We start from the raw sequence: 18682 nt of genomic DNA on the forward strand, positions 1-18682 counted from the left end.
GCTTCCCCGACCCCTCGGCCGCGCCTTGTGGGTTCCCCCCGCCACCGGGGCGGGGCCCCGCGCCCGCGGCGCCCCCCCCGGCCCGGATGTTGTCAGGGATGTCAGTCCTGTTTGAACGACCTCTTGACGTCCTCTGCGGCGTCGGTGACCTTGTCGCCGGCCTGCTTCATGCCGCCCTTGGTCTGCTGCCCCTTGCCTTCGGCTTCGAGGTCACGATCATTGGTGGCCTTGCCGCCGTGCTCCTTGGCCTTGCCGGCCAGTTCTTCTGCCTTGTGCTTCGCCTTGTCGATGAAATCGGCCATAGTTCGGTCCTCCTTGTTTGACGGACGGTTCTCTGTCCGGGTACCCGGGCGGCACGCAGCGAAACCACGAACCCGCAACCGGCGCCGAATGCTGCCGACCGTGTAACACTGCCTGGGTAGACCCATGAGGAGGAGAAATGTCCGACCCGAACAGCGGCGACCCCATCGGCGATGCCCCCGATGCCGATCCCGAACTGACGCGCAACCGATCCGGTGGGGGCGCAGCGGCGGTGTGGCGCGTGGTCACGGTGCTGGTGATCATCGCGCTGATCATCGCGCTGATCATGGTCTTCCTCTAGCGATCGCCCGAGCGGAGAGCGGTCACCTAGAGCCAGTCACGGCGTTTGAACAGCACGTACAGCACGGTCGCGGAGAAGAAAACGATGACAGCGACCGCGAGGACACCCATTTCCTCTCCCGAGCCGGGAAACGGCACGTTCATCCCGAACCAGCCGGTCACAGCCGTCGGCACGGCGATGATTGCGGCCCAGCCGGTCAGCTTCTTCATGACGGTGTTGAGACGGGCATCCTGCAGCGACAGATTCGTCTCGAAGACGGTCGTCACCATGTCACGCAGCGATTCGGTCCATTCCGTGGCACGGAGAACGTGGTCGTAGAGGTCGGTGTACCAACTGTCCAGCCCGGGCGCGATACCGTGCTCGGTGCGAAAGTGCATCACCGCGTTGACCACCTCGCGCATCGGCAGCACGACCCTGCGCAGCTGAACCAATTCCTTGCGGAGCCTGTAGACAGCCCGCTGGATCTGCTTCGGCTGGGCCTCGTCGGCGAACAAGCCGTCCTCGATCTCCTCGATCGCGTCGTCGAGGTCACGGATGGTGTCGAATTGCCCGTCGACGACTACGTCGAGCAGGCCGTGCAGCAACGCAGCGGTGCCGAGTTTCAGCAGGTCGGGGTTTGCGTCCCAGCGGGTCACCACATCGTCCATGTCGAACGGGCCGCGGCTACGAACGGTGACCAGACACCCGGGCAGAAGGAATGCCGAGATCCGCGTCGTGCTCAGGCGGGATTCGTACGCCTCGACCGCGGGATCAGGGCCGGTCGCGAGGTGCGTCGCGTAGACGGTGAGGAAAGTGTGCGTCGTGTAGCGCGTAGCTTTGGTGCGTTCGCCGCGCGCGAGCGCATCTTCCACCGCATGCGGGTCGAAGCTCAGCTCCTCCGCCAGCGCGAACAGCCTCTCCGGTTTCGGATCGAGAAGATCCACCCACACGAGACAGTCGGGGTCCTGCAGGTGGTCCGAGATGTCGGCGAACGGGAAGTTTTCACCCTCGACTTTTCCGCTCCGCCACACCCGTGTGCGGACCTGCCCGTCGTGGATGGTGGTCATTCTCGCAGTCTGCCCGACTCGCTCCCGGTGTGTGCGGGGTCGAGCGCGTGTTCTCGAACCCGTTCGTCGCGGGAGATGGCAGGGCGCGTGTCCCTGCGTGCAGCCGTTCCGGCCGTCACATTCGGGTGCCGACACCTCCGGCGTCGGCCAGTCGGAGCATTTCGGCGAGGAATGCCTCGTCGACGATGGGCCACCCTCCGGGCAGCGTGCCGGTGCGCACCCTGTCCTGCAACGACTGGAGCACCGCGACCACGTGCGGGCCACCGTCGATGAGATGCCGCACCAATCCGCGCTCCCCGCACAGCGCGACGAGCGGCGCAACGGTTCGCTCCGCTTCCTCGTACCGCCCGGCGGCGTGGAGGCATGCCACGACGAGCCGGGTGTAACTCATGTGAGTCCGCGGGCGACGGCCTGCGGTCCGGCGTTGCCACCACCGCGCCCACTCCACGGATTCGGCCACGGCGGCCGGCTCGCCGGTGCGGTAGAGCAGACGGATCGCGGTAGCGTCCTCGTATTGCGCGGTGACCTCTTCCGGTCCCACCGCGAGGGGCGTATCGGGATCCGGCATCGTTCGGTGCGGCGGTACCTCGGGGTCGAAACCCAAACGCAGACGTTCGTTCTCGATTCGTGCTCGCAGGCGCGGAAGTTCGTGTGTCGACGCCGCCCGAAGTCCTTCGTCGAGCAGTTCGAGGGCGGCATCCCTGTCTCCGCGCAGTAACTTCAGCCGAGCTGCGGTGGCAAAGCGAGCCATCATGAAATCGGCTATGCCACCCTCGATTCCGAGTAATTTGCTCTCGTCGAGCAAGGCTTCCGCCTCAGTGATTCGTCCCTGCTCGTACATCATCTCGCCGAGCATCGCAGCCGACAGCCGACCCGCGTGGCTGTGGATTCCGCTGCTGTTCCGAGCCGCGCGCAATGCCCTGCGGAAGTACTCCTCGGCGCCCGCAACGTCGAGTTGTTCGTTCGCGGCCATGCCGCACAGGCACATCCCGTAGATCGACGCGAACTGCCCGCGTGCGCGCTCGTGGTAAGGCCGGGCCCACTCCTGACGGCGCCGCGCACTGTCGAATTCGAAACACAGGAGGTCCGCGTAGGACGCGAAGACGGACGCGGAGCCTACCGCCCAGGGACGGGCATCCTGGGGTTCGGCGAGGACCGGTTCCACCAACTCTGCGATCCCCCGGACCTGATCGGCGTTCATCAGGAGCGCCGCTTCGGCCACGCGGGTCTCGACGAGGAGCGCATCGAGTTCGGACGAGGGGAGAGTGCTTCGGGCGCATGCGGCCGGAATGGCGGCAAGCGCCCCCCGTGCCTCCGAGAACCGCTGCAGCGCAGCGTCGGCCCAGCTTCGACTCAACAGCAGACGGGGGTCGTCGGCGACCGCCCGAGGTGGCAGCTTGTCGATCTGGGCCAGGAGAGTGCCCATATGCCCCTGCTCCATCAGGGACATGCCGTCCGTGGCCACCAGATCCACCGCGAATGCCGTGTCACCGGCGGCGAGCGCGTGGTCGACGGACTCGCGGATCAGGTGGTGCCGCGCGCACCACTGCGCGGCGGCGCGGTGCAGTGCGGGGATGCGCTCGGGATGGTCGCGTTCGAGGCGTCGGCGCAGGAACTCGCGGAACAGGTGATGGAAGCGGAACCAGACGCGTTCGTCGTCCACCGGACGAAGGAACAAGTCGCGTTGTTCCGCGTCCTCGAGCATCGCCTGGCTGTGCGGCTCGCCGGACAGTGCTGTGGCGAGTCCGGCACAGATGGAGTGCGTGACCGAAATCGCCGTGAGGAACTCGTACATCTCCGGCTCGAGCGTGGAAAGTACGTTCTCGGCGAGGTATTCACCGATCGCGTGGTGGCGACCGCTCAGATTCTCGATCATGGCCGACGGATCGTCGCTGTCCCGCAACGACAACGACGCGAGCTGCAGGGCAGCGGCCCAGCCTTCGGTGGTGTTGTTCAATCGCTGTACGTCGTCGGGAGACAGATGCAGGCCCCCGACGTCGCGAAGAAACGCCTCGGACTCCTGGTCGTCGAAACGCAATGCGGCCGAGTCGACTTCCAGCAGCTCGTCGCGCACGCGCATGCGGCTGAGCGGTAATCCGGCCCGGCTGCGGCTGGTGACGACGACGTGCAGGTTCGGCGGCCCTTGCTCGATCAGAAGTTCGAGAGCCGCAACGGTTTCCTGTGAGGTGACACGATGCCAGTCGTCGACCACGAGGGTCGTCGGCTCACCGGTCCGGAAGATCTCGTCGATGAGCGTACTCAGGACGTAACGGGTCGCCTCGTCACCGTGCGCCTGCAGAATCTGCGCGAGGTCGCGGGCGAGCGCGGGGTGGAGTTGCTTGACGGCTTCGATCAGGTGCGCGAGAAACCAGGTGACGTCGTTGTCGTCGCTGTCCACGGTGAGCCACGCGACGGGAACACCTTCGGCTGTGAGCACGTCCCGCCATTGCGCCGCGAGAGTCGACTTCCCGAAACCGGTCGGGCCGTGGATGGCAGTGAGCCGCCGACTCTGCCCGGAGCGGAGCAGGCGAAGCAAGCGGGTTCGGTGGACGAGCGGCCGGGCAGGCAGCGGAGGACGGAAACGGGTGGCGGGGGCAGTCGACCGCGGCGTGACGGCAGCGGTAGGCGGGTGGCCCGTCTCCGGAGGTGCGTCCGCCCGCGCGTCCGTGAGATCCGCAGGCGGCGACGAGGGCAGCGCCATGTCGTCGACCTTCAGACCGTGACGCCACTCGATTGCACGGAGAAGCTCACCGAACTCCGCGGCGGACGCCGGACGATCCTCGGGGTCGGGCGCCATTCCGCTCTCGAGGGCGACGCACAGATCATCCGGGATACCGGAGCCCCGAAGGTCCGGGACGGGCTCGGACGTCATCCGCACGAACTGGGCGACGACCCGCTCACCCTCCTTGCGTTCGAAGGCCGCGTGACCTGTGATCGCGCAGAACAAGGTGGCGGCGAGCCCGTACAGATCCGACGCCGGTGTCGGCTGCCCGCCGCGCAGGACCTCGGGGGCGGTGAACGCGGGCGATCCGGTGATCATCCCGGGTGTCGTGCGGAAGCCGCCCCCCACGTGCGCGATGCCGAAGTCGGTGAGCTGGGGCTCGCCGTATTCGGTGATGAGGATGTTGCCGGGCTTGACGTCCCGGTGCAGGACGTCTGCACGGTGGGCGGTCTCGAGTGCCCCGGCGACTTTCACGCCGATCCGTATCGCCTCCGGCCACGGCAACGGGCCGTGCTTGCGGATCCGCGTGTCGAGCGAGTCGTGCGGGTGGTAGTGCATCACCAGGTACGGCTGGTTCGAGTCCGTGGTCCCGGCCTGCAGCACGTTGACGATGTTCGGGTGGCCCGAGAGCCGGCCCATCGCGCGCTGTTCCCGCAGGAATCGTTCGAGGTTGTCGGGATCGAGGGTCGTGCGGAGCACCTTCACCGCGACCGTCCGGTCCAGCGACTCCTGTCGGCAGCGGAAGACGATTCCGAAACCGCCGCGGCCGATTTCTTCGGCGTCGGTGAATCCCGCATCGGCCAGCGAACGCACGATTTCGGCAGTGTCCACCGTCGGCGCCGGGGCGCGCTGGGTGGAGATCAACTCGTAATCGGGCATCGTTTCGATCACCTCGCGGGGCCGTTTCTTCAGCGTAGTCCCGAAATGTGCACTCCCGACGCGGATCGTTCGCACGCCCTCGTTTACCGTGATCCGACCGGACCCTGGCAACGATGCCAACGGACCGGTCCAACAACACTGCTATCAGAAGTGGGACATCAATGAAGAAGACTGTCGCGGCGCTGTTCGGCGCAGGCGTGGTCCTGCTCGCGTCGGCGTGCGGATCCTCGGACGGAACCGCATCGGCCGACGAGACCACCACCACGACCACCACAACCACCACGAGCGCCTCGTCGGCGCAGGGTGGTGCAGGTGTGCAGCTCGGCAACAGCTACGACGAGAACTGCGACGCTCTCGTTCCGTACCTCGACGAGCTCGAGGAATGGGGACAGGATCGTGCCCAGGCAGCGCAGGCCGTCGCGGATGCGCAGCAGCAGCTCCCGCAGTGGCAGGAGCTCGACGTAGAGCAGCAGGCAGACACGCTCCGCGCCATCGAGAACGCCGGCAAGGGCGAGTGCTGACAGACCCGCTGTTCGACAGGTTGCGGCGCTTCCCGGATGTGGAAGCGCCCAATCTGTTCGCTGTCGATGCCGCGGACCGGCTGATCCTCGACGAAGCCGGCCCGGCCCTCGAGGCGGCTCCCGACGGCACCGTCGTCGTGATCGACGACCAGTACGGTGCCCTGACCCTCGGCGCGGCGGTCCGCTACGAGATATCCGGCCTGCGCGTCCATCAGGATTCGATCGTGGCCGAGCGCGCCCTGGCCGCCAACGCTTCCCGTGAGAACCTCGCGGACCGGTACGCGTCACACGGTCTGGACGAACAACTCCTCCGCGGCGCCCGCGTCGTGCTCCTGCGCCTGCCGCGTTCGCTCGGTGCGCTCACCGAGACAGCCGAAGCGATCGCCCGGCACGCCGACCCGGAAGTCGTCGTCTTCGCCGGTGGCCGGGACAAGCACATCACCGTCGCCATGAACGACGTGCTCGCACGATCTTTCGCCGAGGTCCGGGCGTCACGGGGGAGGCAGAAGTCGCGCGTGGTCACCGCGCGCGGGCCGATCCCGGGCCCGAGCACCTATCCGGTACGGGAAACCCTCCCCGAACTCGCCCTGGTCGTCGTCGCGCACGGCGCCGCGTTCGCCGGCCCGCGACTGGATATCGGCACCCGCTTCCTCCTCGACTTCCTGCCGCGAACGGCACCGGACGCATCCGTCGCCGTGGACCTCGGATGCGGCACCGGCATCCTGGCGACCGTGCTCGCGCGGCAGCACCCGGACATGCGGGTGATCGCCACCGATCAGTCGGCCGCCGCGGTGGACTCGGCCGCGGCGACCGCATCCGCGAACGGCGTCGCCGACCGCGTCGATGCGCTGCGCGACGACGTCGCAGGCTCGCTGCCCGACGCCTCCGTCGACCTCGTGGTGTGCAACCCGCCCTTCCACATCGGTGCGGCCGTCCACACCGGCGCCGCGGAGAAGATGTTCGCCGCGGCGGGTCGCATCCTGCGTCCGGGAGGAGAGATGTGGACGGTGTACAACTCGCACCTGCGCTACCGCCCCATCCTGAAACGGGTGGTCGGCGCCACGAGCGTCGAGGGCCGCAACCCCAAGTTCACCGTGACTCGATCGGTGCGCACCCGGTAGAGTCCGATTCGTCCGGGGTCTGCTCTGCGGCGACCGTCACAGCGGTCGGAGGGAGGGAACTTCTGCCCCGGCTTACGCGTTGAGCGGACAGAAGCGACCACCAGAAGGGAAGTGCACGGTGCGCACCACCAGTAACCCGGTGTTCCGTAACCTGCCCAAGCAAGAGGGCGGCGGATACGCCAGTTTCGGCTCTGCGTCGGCAGGCGCCGCGCAGGTCACCCAGCAATTCGGCCAGCCGCAGTATTCTCCTACGGACCCGTGGGCGCGGCCCACGACCGAGCGGTCGATGACCATCGACGACGTCGTCACGAAGACCGGTATCACGCTCGGCGTGCTCACCGTCTCTGCGCTGATCTCCTACGTCCTCGTCACCATGAACACCGGCCTGGCCGCACCGTTCGTCATCGGCGGCGGTCTCCTCGGTCTCGTCCTGGTGCTCGTAGCCACCTTCGGCCGCAAGATGGACAATCCGGCGATCGTGCTCGCGTACGCCGTGGCGGAGGGCTTCTTCCTCGGCGCGCTGTCGTTCATGTTCACCGACATCACGTTCGGTGGCGCCGGTGGCTCGACACTCATCGCTCAGGCCGTCCTCGGCACGTTCGGTGTCTTCTTCGGCATGCTCGTCGTGTACCGCACGGGCGCGATCCGGGTCACGCCGCGTCTGACCAGGATGATCGTCGGCGCTCTCGTCGGTGTCCTGATCCTCGCGCTGGGCAACATCATCGCGGGCTTCTTCATCGACGGCGGCCTCGGGCTGCGTGACGGTGGCCCGCTGGCCATCATCTTCAGCCTCGTGTGCATCGGCATCGCGGCGTTCAGCTTCCTGCTGGACTTCGACTCCGCCGATCAGCTGATCCGCGCTCAGGCTCCGGAGAAGGCCGCGTGGGGCGTCGCCCTCGGCCTCACCGTGACCCTGGTGTGGCTCTACGTCGAGATCCTGCGTCTGCTGAGCTACTTCCAGAACGACTAGCAACAACCACGAACGAAGGCCCCGGGCGATGCGCCCGGGGCCTTCGTTCGTATCGGGCATCCCCGCGACCGTCCCCGCAGCGCCGGAGGCGGCCGTGGGATCATGGGGACATGCGCATTGCGGATTCGGTCGTCGACCTCATCGGAAACACCCCACTCGTCAAACTCAACTCCGTGGTGAAACCGGGGTCCGGCCTGGTGGCAGCGAAAGTCGAATATCTCAACCCCGGCGGTAGCTCCAAGGACCGCATCGCGGTGAAGATGATCGACGCTGCCGAAGCCTCGGGCGAACTGAAGCCGGGCGGCACCATCGTCGAGCCCACCTCCGGTAACACCGGCATCGGCCTTGCCCTCGTCGCCCAGCAGCGCGGATACAAATGCGTGTTCGTGTGCCCCGACAAGGTAGGCGAGGAGAAGCGCAACGTGCTCCGCGCGTACGGCGCAGAAGTGGTCGTGTGCCCGACCGCTGTGCCGCCGGAGCATCCCGACAGCTACTACAACGTCTCCGACCGGCTCGCCGCCGAACTGCCGGGAGGCTGGAAGCCCAACCAGTACTCCAACCCCGCCGGCCCGGAAAGCCACTACGAGAGCACCGGCCCCGAGATCTGGGCCGACACCGACGGCAAGATCACGCACTTCGTCGCGGGCGTCGGTACCGGTGGCACCATCTCCGGTGCGGGCCGCTACCTCAAAGAGGTCTCGGACGGCAAGGTCAAGGTCGTCGGCGTCGACCCCGAGGGCTCGGTGTACTCGGGCGGAACCGGTCGCCCCTACCTCGTCGAGGGCGTGGGCGAAGACTTCTGGCCCAGCGCGTACGACGCGTCCATCCCCGACGAGATCATCGCCGTCTCCGACGCGGACTCGTTCGAGATGACTCGCCGGCTCGCCCGGGAAGAGGGTCTGCTCGTCGGTGGCTCGTGCGGCATGGCCATGGTCGCCGCGCTGCAGGTCGCCGAGCGGGAAGGCCCCGACGCGGTGGTGGTCGTGCTGCTGCCCGACGGCGGTCGCGGTTACCTGGCGAAGATCTTCAACGACAAGTGGATGGCCAGCTACGGCTTCCTGCGCGCGCCGCTCGACGGCAAGCCCGACGCCTCCACCGTCGCCGACGTGCTGCGGGGCAAGTCCGGTGACCTGCCCGATCTCGTGCACACCCATCCCTCCGAGACGGTCCGCGACGCGATCGAGATCCTCCGCGAGTACGGCGTGTCCCAGATGCCCGTCGTCGGCGCGGAGCCGCCCGTCACCGCCGGTGAGGTCGCCGGGTCCGTCAGCGAGCGGGAATTGCTCAGCGCCGTCTTCGAAGGTCGTGCGAACCTCGCCGACCCGGTCGCGAAGCACATGAGTGCGCCGCTGCCCAACATCGGCGTCGGCGAGTCCGTTGCCGACGCGACGAAGGCGTTCGGCGACACCGATGCGCTCATGGTCATCGACGACGGCAAGCCCGTCGGCGTCATCACGCGGCACGACCTCCTCGGATTCATCTCCCAAGGCCGATAGGAAACAGATACTCCATGACCGATCAGAATCAGCACGGTTTCGCCACCCGCGCCATCCATGCGGGCTTCGAACCCGACCCGCAGACCGGTGCCGTCAACGTCCCCATCTACGCGTCGTCGACCTTCGCGCAGGACGGCGTCGGCGAGATGCGGAACGGTTTCGAGTACGCGCGCACCGGTAACCCCACCCGCCGTCCCCTCGAAGCCAATCTGGCGGCGCTCGAAAGCGGCACGTACGGGCGGGCTTTCGGCTCGGGTATGGCCGCCACCGACTGCCTCCTGCGGTCGGTGCTGCGCCCCGGCGACCACCTCGTGATCCCGAACGACGCCTACGGTGGCACGTTCCGGCTCATCGACAAGGTGTTCACGCAGTGGGGCATCGAGTACACGCCGGTCTCCGTCAACGACGCGGACGGCGTCCGGGCCGCACTCCGTCCCGAGACGAAGCTGGTGTGGCTCGAGACCCCGACCAACCCGTTGCTCAACATCGGTGACATCGAGGCTCTCGCCGGTGTCGCACACGAGGGCGGCGCCAAGCTCGTCGTGGACAACACCTTCGCCTCGCCGTACCTGCAGCAGCCGCTCACGCTCGGTGCCGACGTCGTGCTCCACTCGACAACCAAGTACATCGGCGGTCACTCCGATGTGGTCGGCGGCGCCCTGGTCACGAACGACGAGGAACTCGACACCGCGTTCGCGTTCCTGCAGAACGGTGCGGGCGCGGTGCCCGGTCCGTTCGACGCGTTCCTGACCCTGCGGGGCATCAAGACCCTTGCCGTCCGCATGGAGCGGCACTGCGACAACGCCGAGAAGATCGTCGAACTGCTGTCGGGTCACAAGGCCGTCACCAAGGTGCTCTACCCCGGTCTAGACGACCATCCGGGTCACGAGTACGCGGCCGCTCAGATGCGCCGTTTCGGCGGCATGATCTCCGTACGACTCGCCGGCGGCCGACAGGCGGCCCTGGACTTCTGCAAGCGCACCGAGATCTTCACGCTCGCCGAGTCGCTCGGCGGGGTGGAATCGCTCATCGAGCACCCGGGTGCGATGACGCATGCGTCGACCGCCGGTTCCGCGCTCGAGGTGCCGGACGATCTCGTCCGTCTCTCGGTCGGTATCGAAGACGCCGCCGACCTGCTGGCCGACGTCGAGCAGGCTCTCGGCTGATCCTGCTTCTCCCGGCATCACCACGACGAAAGGCGCCCTTCGGGGCGCCTTTCGCCGTCGATACCGACGTGGCGCCGACCAGGTGGCCGACCCCGTACGATCACGAACGTGACGGACAGTGCAGCCCCCGAAGACGCCCTGATGCACGCCGCTCTCGAGGTACTGAGGATGAACGGTCCCCTCGCTACCGAAGAGCTGGCCGAGCACCTCGAGGATGCGGGTCTGGGCCAGGCCGACGCCCTGGTTCAGGACCTCGAGGAGCTACCCCCGCATCCCCTCGTCCTGTCTCTGCCCGACGGCCGGTTCGCGGCTCTCGATGCGTTGTTCGAAGGACGTGTCTTCACTCATCGGCTCTCGGCCGACGAGATCACCCGTGACCTCATCGCTGTCGACGACGTCGAACCGTTGCTGCTGCTCGTCTCCGAGGACGACGACTTCGAACTCGTCGCGGTGGACGAGCAACGCGACCGCCTCGCCGAGCGCGGCGTGACCTACGACGATCCGCTGCCGCCGGAAGTCCTGCTGTTTCCGCGCGGGACGTTCGCGGGCCGGTCCCCGGGTGATCTCGTGGCGCTCACCGCCGGTGGTGGCAGGCTCTCGCTGGTGCCGGTTGTCGCCGATCCCACTCCCGTGCCCGCTCTGCTCGCCGTCCTCGGACGCCGGAGCGCCGACGGCGCCGCCGCGAGTCTCGACGACGAGCTTCTCCAGGTGCTGGCCGACACCCCGTCGGCGTTCACCGAACCGGCCCCGCCGTTGACCGAGGCGATCGAAGCGGCCGGTCTGGAGCGGTCGGGTGACCTCGTTGCTCCCGAAGGGTTCGATTTCGAGGGGTACATCAGCAGGACGATGTTCGACGAGTACGCCGACCAGCTCGGTATCCCCGTCGACGCGGTCCCGGGTGTCGCTCTGTTCGCATCGCTCGTCGACGCGATCGACTCCGGTGACGATGCCGATCTCGAAGAACGTTTCGCAGAGGGCAAATCCGGTTTGTTCGCGGTCCTGGCAGACCCCGAGATCGCCGAGACCGTACTGGACGAGTTGATCGGCGAGGAGTTCGCTTCCGCGTCCATCGAACAAGCCGCGTTGTGGCTGCTCGATCATGCGCCCCGCCGATCGGCCGCTGCCGCGTACTGGTTCGCCGCGCGTGCGGCCGAGGCCGATGGCCGGATCACGGACGCCGAGCGACTGTACGAGAAGTCCGCCGACGAGGGCGGCGAGTTCGACCTCGCGTTGTTCGATCTGGCTCGCTATGCGTCGGATCGGGGGGACGCGGTACGCGGCCTGTCGCTGCTCTCCCGGATTCCGGGAGGGGACGAGCATCCGCTCTACGACGTGCTCCAGCACTTTCAGCCTGTCGAGCGACCCGGCCTGGGGCGCAACGACCGGTGCTGGTGCGGGTCGGGCCGGAAGTACAAGGTGTGCCATCTCGGCAAGGCGGATCATCCGCTCTCGGAGCGGGCGGAATGGCTGTACGTCAAGGCGACCATGCACGCGCTCGATCCGTCGTGGGCCGACGAACGGGTCGCGCTGGCGGAGGCGCGCGCCGGATACGGAGACGACGACGCGGTCGCCGATGCCGTCCACGACCCGTTGGTCGACGACGTACTCCTCCACGAGGCGGGAGCTTTCGCGGACTTCGTCGAGCGCCGGGGTGTGCTTCTTCCCGAGGACGAGGCGGAGCTGGCGCGGCGATGGACCGGTGTCGCGCGGTCGGTGTTCGAGGTGCTCGACGTCCGTCCAGGCGAGGGCATGACCTTGCGAGATGCCCGGAGCGACACGGTAACCGAGGTCCACGTGCCGACGATCACGGGCGAACTCCCGGCCGGGACGCTGCTGTGCGCGCGGGTCCTTCCTGCCGGCGAGTTGCACGTGATGCCGGGCGGCGCGGAGGTGGTCACGGAAGAGCAGCGCGAGGTGCTGCTCGAGATGCTCGGCGACGATCCGGTGGACGCGGTGGACCTCGTCGAGTCCCTCACCGGGGCCGATGCGGCCGACTTTTTCGCCTCCGTGGACGAGTAACTTTCAGCCCTCCCGTCCCAGTGATCTCACCAGCCCCAAAACTGAAACCTGTTCTCGAATATATGTGATATGAAGTAGCAGTATTCGTACCGGTGACGGGCGTCACAAGTACGGTGAGGGTGTTCGGTCATCGGGATGTGGGGGTTGTGGATGTCAGTCGACCCGTCTGCGGTCATCGTGGCGGTGGCCACGGCAGCAAGCGCACTCGTGCAGGGAGCCGACATACCAGCGGAAGTAAAGGACCAGGCCACACAGGTAATCGAGTCTTTCGAAGCTGCGGCTCCGGCAACGGATACAGGTGTTCAGGACTTGGTGGCCGCGCTGCCCGAGCCGATGCAGGAGAGTGCGCAACAGGCCGTCGCAGACGCAACGCAGTCGGTCGCGGAGGCCATCGAGCCGCACCTTCCCGCCGAGGCGGCAGCCGCACTGGAACCCGCGCCGCCACTCGTACCGGCACCGCCTGCCGCTCGGCCGACGCCGTTCGGAGTGACACCGTCCCTTCCGCTTCCGCCTCCGCCTCTCGCGCCGAATCCCGGTCCGGGCACGGGATCCGCGGCTCCCGGAGGTGGCGGCGGGGTCACCCTCCCGTCGATGCCGGCGACCCTCCCCGGCACGACGCTCGCCCCGATCGGCGCGATCGCGGTATTCGCTCCGTGGCTGAAGAAAGCAGGTGCGCTCTGTGACGGTGTCACCGCACCGGTGCTGGCCGCGCTCTACTCGGCGGAGAACGGATTCCGGTACGGGTCCACCGCACCCGTCTCACCGGTGGGCGCCAAGGGGCCCGGGCAGTTCATGCCCGGAACCTGGGATCAATACGGCAAAGATGTCGACGGCGACGGCAGAGCCGACATTCTCGGCATCGCCGACCCCGTGATGGCCTCGGGCAACCTGCTCTGCGACAACTACAAGCTCATCGACGACTGGAAGCGGCGCGGACTCGTCCAGGGCGACACCCTCGACCTGACGCTCGCCGCCTACAACGCGGGAGTCGGCGCCGTGCGCCGATCCGGGGGTATGCCGTCCGGGCATCCCGACTACGAAAATCAGACCAAGCCCTACGTCGCGAAGATCCGCGCGTCGGAACCGGTCTTCGCGCGCATGCTCTCGCCGTTCCTGGGGCTGGGGATCGGTGGCTCGACCGACACCGGCAATCGCATCGTCGACCTCGCGTTCAAGTTCCTCGGCCTTCCGTACGTCTGGGGCGGCGGCAACATCCACGGCCCGTCGGGCGGCGGGTTCGACTGCTCGGGACTGACGTCGCACGCGGTGTTCGCGGCGACCGGAATGACGCTCCCGCGTACATCCGAGACGCAGTGGCGCGTCGGCACCGAGATTCCGCTCCAACTCGCGCAGCCGGGCGACCTGCTGTTCGGAAACTGGCAGGCAGGCGGTCCGGGACACGTGGCGATCTACATCGGTGGAGGACAGATGGTGCACGCACCCACCACCGGAGACGTCGTCCGCGTCGGCGCGGTCTTCCCGGATATGAAGGCACGCCGCATCATCTGAGAGTCGGCAGTTCGCCGGAAACGACAAGGACCAGGCCGGAAAATCCGGCCTGGTCCTTTTTGTGCGACTCAGGGATCAGCCCTGGTACGGCTCCGCGCTGACGAGCGTCACCTTCATGGTGTTGCCGTTGGGCAGCGTGTACTCGCGGGTCTCGCCGACCTTGGCCGAGATCAGCGCGCCACCGATGGGCGAACCGGGGGAGTAGGTCTCGAGGTCGCCGTTGCGGGCGCCTTCTTCGCGCGTCGCGATCAGGAACGTTTCCGTGTCGGTCTCGTCCCCGTCGTAGTAGACGGTGACGACCGAACCGGGGAGTGCGACACCGGACTGAGTCGGTGCCACTCCCACCTTGGCGGCGCTGAGCAACTCCTGGAGCTGACGGATGCGGGCTTCCTGCTGGCCTTGCTCTTCGCGCGCCGCGTGGTAGCCGCCGTTCTCCTTGAGGTCACCCTCTTCGCGACGCTCGTTGATCTCGGCCGCGATGACGGGACGATTGGCGATGAGCTGGTCAAGTTCGGCCTTGAGTCGGTCGTACGACTCCTGGGTCAGCCAGGTCACCTGGGTCTCGGTCATCTCGATCACTTCCTTCGGGTTGGAGCCCCCGGCTCCGTGGACAAGTCGTGCACGTGCAACGACTACGAGCACGACCCTCGCAATCCCCCCGGTATGCAGGTGAGCAGGGCCGCACTGTGCTTCTATGCAGCAATACACGGCCCCAATGGGTGGAACCGTGTATCCCGATATTCTAGCACCATCGCGGTGAGGTGCCGGGAAAACCGCTGCTGAGAGCGATGAAACTCAGGGCGCGCGCAGGTAGTCCGGGGCGTCCGTGCTGCAGCCGTACTCGTCGGCCATTCCGGGGCGTTGTGTGGTGGTGATCCGCGACGTGAGGACGACGGTGGGGGAATCGGATGCGGGGATCAGAACCTCGCGCCGGCCCGTCTCGCTGCCGTCTTTCGACCGCGCGCGGATGACGCACACCGCGTCCTGCGTGGGATCGTCGCGGGTGACCTTGAGTTGCACGTCGATGGCGTGATCGTCGACGACATCGAACGCCACGATCTCCGACTCGATCGGCGCCGAGTTGTTCTGGAACAACACGAACGCGAGCAGCAGGCCCGCGACGAGACCCGCCGCGGTGAAGCCCCAGCGTCTGCCCCGCATCGACCCCTTCTTCGAGGGGTAGCGATCGGAGGGGTAACGGTCGGTCGTGGTGGTGTTGCTCATCACTTTGCCTTCGAGCCCGTGCAGGCGGGCGGGCGGTGCCGCGGGGTCACGGCTGACGGAGGGATTATCAGGTGGAACTATAGGGGAAGGACCCGAACGGCCCGCGAGGCGGTCGCCGGTGCGGTCACGACCATGCACAAGACGTGAGGTGGAGGAAAACACGTGAGCGGACTACGGCTCATGGCCGTGCATGCCCATCCCGATGACGAGTCGAGCAAGGGTGCGGCCACGATGGCGCGTTATGCGGCAGAGGGTCACGATGTTCTCGTCGTCACGCTCACTGGCGGCGAACGCGGTGACATCCTCAATCCGGCGATGGACGTCGCGGGCGTCCGCGACCGGATGAGCGAAGTGCGACGCGAGGAGATGGCCGAAGCCGCCCGCATCCTGGGCGTTCAGCAACTCTGGCTCGGCTTCGTCGACTCCGGGCTGCCCGAGGGAGACCCCAAGCCCCCGGTGCCCGAAGGCAGCTTCGCGGCGATCCCGCTCGACGAACCGGTACGCAGGCTCGTCAAGGTCATCCGCGAGTTCCGGCCCCACGTGATGACCACCTACGACGAGAACGGCGGCTACCCGCACCCGGACCACATCCGGTGCCACGAGGTGTCGGTCGCCGCGTTCGACGCCGCAGCGGACCCCGAGTTCCATCCCGAACTCGGTGAGCCGTGGGAAGTGGCCAAGCTCTACTACTCGCACGGCTTCATCCGCAAGCGGATCGAGCTCTTCCGCGACGAGTACGTGCGTCGCGGCGAGAAGTTCCCGATGGACGAATGGCTCAGCCGGTGGAAGACCGAGCAGGGCGACCTCATGGCCCGGGTGACAACCCAGATAACCTGTGGTGACTACTTCCCGCAGCGTGACGATGCGCTGCGGGCACACGCCACGCAGATCGATCCCAATGGCTCCTTCTTCGCGGTGCCGTTGGACATCCAGCAGAAGGTCTGGCCGACGGAGGAGTTCGAGTTGGCCAAGACCCGCGTGGTCACGCAGATTCCCGAGACGGATCTGTTCGCGGGCATCGAGGACGGACGGGTGAAATGACGGTAGACACGCTGGCGGTCGCGGTCCTGGCACAGGACCCGACCGGTCCCGAGTTCGGCAAGGCGTCGCCTTTCGGTCTCGCGCTGGTCGTGGTGCTGCTGATCGCGACGGCCCTGCTGATCTGGAACATGAACAAGCGTCTCGGCAAGCTGCCCGAGACCTTCGAGCCGGAGAATCCCGAGCCCGACCAGCTGGTGGACGACGGCACCCTGCCGGGCGTCGTGCAGGCCGGCGATGCGGCATCTCCGTCCACCACGACGGGAGCCACCGCCGTCGAGCTCGGAAAGACGGAGTCGCCGGCGGATCCGGAGCGCACGCCTCCCACCGCGTCGAACTGACGTCGTCGCCCGCGCTTCGACGTAACGTGGGGGAATGGCGAATCTCCTTGCGGATTCACTGAGTCCCTACCTGCGGCAGCACGCCGGTAACCCGGTCGACTGGCACGAGTGGGGCGAGGCAGCACTCGCGGAGGCGCGTGAGCGCGACGTGCCGATACTCCTGTCCATCGGCTACGCCGCGTGCCACTGGTGTCACGTCATGGCGCACGAGTCCTTCGAGGACGAGGCGACCGCTGCGGTCATGAACGAGCACTTCGTGTGCGTCAAGGTCGACCGGGAGGAACGTCCCGACCTCGACGCGATCTACATGAACGCGACCGTCGCGACCACCGGGCAGGGCGGATGGCCGATGACGTGCTTTCTCACTCCCGACGGTGCGCCGTTCTATTGCGGCACCTACTACCCGAGCACGCCGCGCGGGGGGATGCCGTCCTTCCAGCAGCTGCTCCACGCGATCACCGACACGTGGCACCAGCGACGCGACGACGTCGGAAAGGCCGCGGCCGCGATCGTCGGGGAGTTGCAGCGCAGCAGCGGTGGACTGCCACCCGGCGCGGGCAGAGTCGACGCCGCACTGCTCGACGCCGCCGTGTCGGCGGTCGCGCGTGACGAGGACCGCGAACACGGCGGATTCGGGGGAGCGCCGAAGTTTCCGCCGTCGAATCTGCTCGAAGGTCTCCTGCGGGGGTACGAGCGCACGCGCCGCACCCACACGCTCGATCTCGTCTCCCGTACCGCGGAGGCGATGGCGCGCGGCGGTATCTACGACCAGCTCGGGGGCGGATTCGCGCGCTATAGCGTCGACGCCGGCTGGGTGGTGCCGCACTTCGAGAAGATGCTCTACGACAACGCGCTGCTGCTGCGGTTCTACGCCCATCTCGCCCGGGTTACCGGTGCGGTGCTCTTCCGGCGGGTAGCGGAGGAGACCGCCACCTTTCTCCTGCGCGACCTGCTGACCGCCGAAGGCGGCTTCGCCTCGGCGCTCGACGCCGACACCGACGGCATCGAAGGCCTCACCTACGCGTGGGCACCCGCGCAGCTCGCCGAGGTGCTCGGGCCGGACGACGGCGCCTGGGCGGCGCACGTCTTCTCCGTGACTCGGGAGGGAACCTTCGAAGCCGGCACCTCCGTGCTGCAGTTGCGCGACGATCCCGACGACGCGGAGCGGTTCGCGCGGGTGCGCGAACGGCTGTTCCTGTCGAGGCAGACCAGGCCGCAACCAGCCCGCGACGACAAGGTCGTCACCGTCTGGAACGGTTTCGCCGTCACCGCGCTCGCCGAGGCGGGAGTGGCCTTCGGCGTCACCGAGTGGATCGAGGCCGCCGCGACGTGCGCCCGGACGCTGCTGGACCGGCACCTGGTGGACGGCCGTCTGCGACGGGCATCGCTCGGTGGGGTGGTGGGTGAGCCTGCCGGGGTGCTCGAGGATTACGGAGCATTCGTCACCGCGCTCGTCGCGCTGCACCAGGCAACCGGCGATGCGAGCTGGCTCGCTCCCGCCCGCGGGCTCGCCGATACTGCTCTGGCCGCCTTCGCCGACCAGGAGAAATCGGGTAGCTGGTTCGACACCGCACACGACGCCACGACACTCGTCGCGCGGCCGCGAGATCCGATGGACGGCGCGACTCCGGCGGGCGCGTCGCTGATCGCCGAGGCGTTGCTGTCGATGTCGGCACTCGAGGACGGTGACGGCCGGTACGCCACCGCTGCCCATGCGTCCCTGGCCGCCGCGTCGATACTGCTCGAGCGTGCCCCCCGGTCGGCGGGCCATTGGCTGACCGTGGCGGAGGCGGCCGTTCGAGGGCCTCTCCAGATCGCCGTCGCCGGCGGCGGCGACCTCCTGCAGGCCGCACGGCACGCCGCACCCGGTGGCGCGATCGTCGTGGGCGGTGATCCGGGCTCGTCACCGCTGCTCGTGGACAGGCCGCTCGTCGACGGCGTAGCCACCGCCTACGTGTGCCGGGGGTTCGTGTGCGACCGTCCGGTGACGTCGGTGCCCGATCTCCTGGACGTACTCGCGGCCTCGTGA

The 18682-nt window shown here is 67.6% G+C and carries 16 protein-coding genes; 11 read left to right on the plus strand and 5 right to left on the minus strand.

Features of this window, described 5'->3' with window-relative positions; all coding sequences use genetic code 11:
- Positions 1 to 101: 101 nt before the first annotated feature.
- Entirely contained in the window at positions 102 to 302 is a 201-nt protein-coding gene (locus ACLQ3J_RS08340) for a CsbD family protein (protein ID WP_425902810.1), read from the minus strand.
- A gap of 137 nt (positions 303 to 439) precedes the next feature.
- On the opposite strand from ACLQ3J_RS08340, the gene ACLQ3J_RS08345 reads away from it, so the two are divergent.
- Positions 440 to 601, plus strand: a complete 162-nt coding sequence (locus ACLQ3J_RS08345) for a hypothetical protein (RefSeq protein ID WP_169621528.1) — start codon at positions 440 to 442, stop codon at positions 599 to 601.
- A 26-nt stretch (positions 602 to 627) separates the two neighbouring features.
- Here the strand turns inward: ACLQ3J_RS08345 and ACLQ3J_RS08350 are convergent, their stop codons facing one another.
- Positions 628 to 1647: a magnesium transporter CorA family protein gene (locus ACLQ3J_RS08350; protein ID WP_425902811.1), complete on the minus strand. Its 1020-nt coding sequence runs from the start codon at positions 1645 to 1647 to the stop codon at positions 628 to 630.
- Between the two features lie 115 nt (positions 1648 to 1762).
- Positions 1763 to 5248: a protein kinase domain-containing protein gene (locus ACLQ3J_RS08355; protein ID WP_425902812.1), complete on the minus strand. Its 3486-nt coding sequence runs from the start codon at positions 5246 to 5248 to the stop codon at positions 1763 to 1765.
- Between the two features lie 161 nt (positions 5249 to 5409).
- Between ACLQ3J_RS08355 and ACLQ3J_RS08360 the strand changes: the two genes are divergently transcribed.
- From ACLQ3J_RS08360 to ACLQ3J_RS08390, 7 genes are all read left to right on the plus strand, one after another.
- On the plus strand, positions 5410 to 5769 hold the full coding sequence (locus tag ACLQ3J_RS08360; RefSeq protein WP_240952338.1) for a hypothetical protein: 360 nt from the start codon (positions 5410 to 5412) through the stop codon (positions 5767 to 5769).
- Positions 5763 to 6890 (plus strand): class I SAM-dependent methyltransferase, encoded by a 1128-nt coding sequence (locus tag ACLQ3J_RS08365; protein WP_425902814.1) that lies wholly within the window; start codon positions 5763 to 5765, stop codon positions 6888 to 6890. The genes ACLQ3J_RS08360 and ACLQ3J_RS08365 overlap by 7 nt, the downstream gene beginning before the upstream one ends.
- A 118-nt stretch (positions 6891 to 7008) precedes the next feature.
- Complete coding sequence (locus ACLQ3J_RS08370; protein ID WP_169652512.1) at positions 7009 to 7860, plus strand: Bax inhibitor-1/YccA family protein; 852 nt, start codon at positions 7009 to 7011, stop codon at positions 7858 to 7860.
- Positions 7861 to 7970: 110 nt separating this feature from the next.
- A complete protein-coding gene (locus ACLQ3J_RS08375) occupies positions 7971 to 9356 on the plus strand; it encodes a cystathionine beta-synthase (RefSeq protein ID WP_425902815.1) in 1386 nt (461 codons plus the stop codon).
- A gap of 14 nt (positions 9357 to 9370) precedes the next feature.
- Positions 9371 to 10522: a cystathionine gamma-synthase gene (locus ACLQ3J_RS08380; protein WP_169652511.1), complete on the plus strand. Its 1152-nt coding sequence runs from the start codon at positions 9371 to 9373 to the stop codon at positions 10520 to 10522.
- A gap of 108 nt (positions 10523 to 10630) precedes the next feature.
- The gene (locus ACLQ3J_RS08385; protein ID WP_425902816.1) at positions 10631 to 12541 is read left to right on the plus strand and encodes an SEC-C domain-containing protein; all 1911 of its coding nucleotides are present in this window, start codon (positions 10631 to 10633) and stop codon (positions 12539 to 12541) included.
- Between the two features lie 150 nt (positions 12542 to 12691).
- Entirely contained in the window at positions 12692 to 14050 is a 1359-nt protein-coding gene (locus ACLQ3J_RS08390) for an NlpC/P60 family protein (RefSeq protein ID WP_169621535.1), read from the plus strand.
- A 75-nt stretch (positions 14051 to 14125) separates the two neighbouring features.
- Here the strand turns inward: ACLQ3J_RS08390 and greA are convergent, their stop codons facing one another.
- Complete coding sequence (gene greA, locus ACLQ3J_RS08395) at positions 14126 to 14620, minus strand: transcription elongation factor GreA (RefSeq protein WP_072700355.1); 495 nt, start codon at positions 14618 to 14620, stop codon at positions 14126 to 14128.
- A gap of 225 nt (positions 14621 to 14845) precedes the next feature.
- The gene (locus ACLQ3J_RS08400; RefSeq protein ID WP_169621536.1) at positions 14846 to 15274 is read right to left on the minus strand and encodes a DUF4307 domain-containing protein; all 429 of its coding nucleotides are present in this window, start codon (positions 15272 to 15274) and stop codon (positions 14846 to 14848) included.
- A gap of 180 nt (positions 15275 to 15454) precedes the next feature.
- Between ACLQ3J_RS08400 and mca the strand changes: the two genes are divergently transcribed.
- Genes mca through ACLQ3J_RS08415 form a run of 3 tightly spaced genes read left to right on the plus strand, consistent with a single transcriptional unit; the run spans position 15455 to position 18682 of the window.
- Positions 15455 to 16315: a mycothiol conjugate amidase Mca gene (gene mca / locus ACLQ3J_RS08405; protein WP_169621707.1), complete on the plus strand. Its 861-nt coding sequence runs from the start codon at positions 15455 to 15457 to the stop codon at positions 16313 to 16315.
- A complete protein-coding gene (locus ACLQ3J_RS08410) occupies positions 16312 to 16653 on the plus strand; it encodes a hypothetical protein (RefSeq protein ID WP_240955116.1) in 342 nt (113 codons plus the stop codon). The genes mca and ACLQ3J_RS08410 overlap by 4 nt, the downstream gene beginning before the upstream one ends.
- A gap of 34 nt (positions 16654 to 16687) precedes the next feature.
- The gene (locus ACLQ3J_RS08415) at positions 16688 to 18682 is read left to right on the plus strand and encodes a thioredoxin domain-containing protein (RefSeq protein WP_425902817.1); all 1995 of its coding nucleotides are present in this window, start codon (positions 16688 to 16690) and stop codon (positions 18680 to 18682) included.

Origin of the sequence: Rhodococcus sp. DT1 (assembly GCF_049844875.1) — a bacterium.
Classification (GTDB): Bacteria; Actinomycetota; Actinomycetes; order Mycobacteriales; family Mycobacteriaceae; genus Rhodococcus.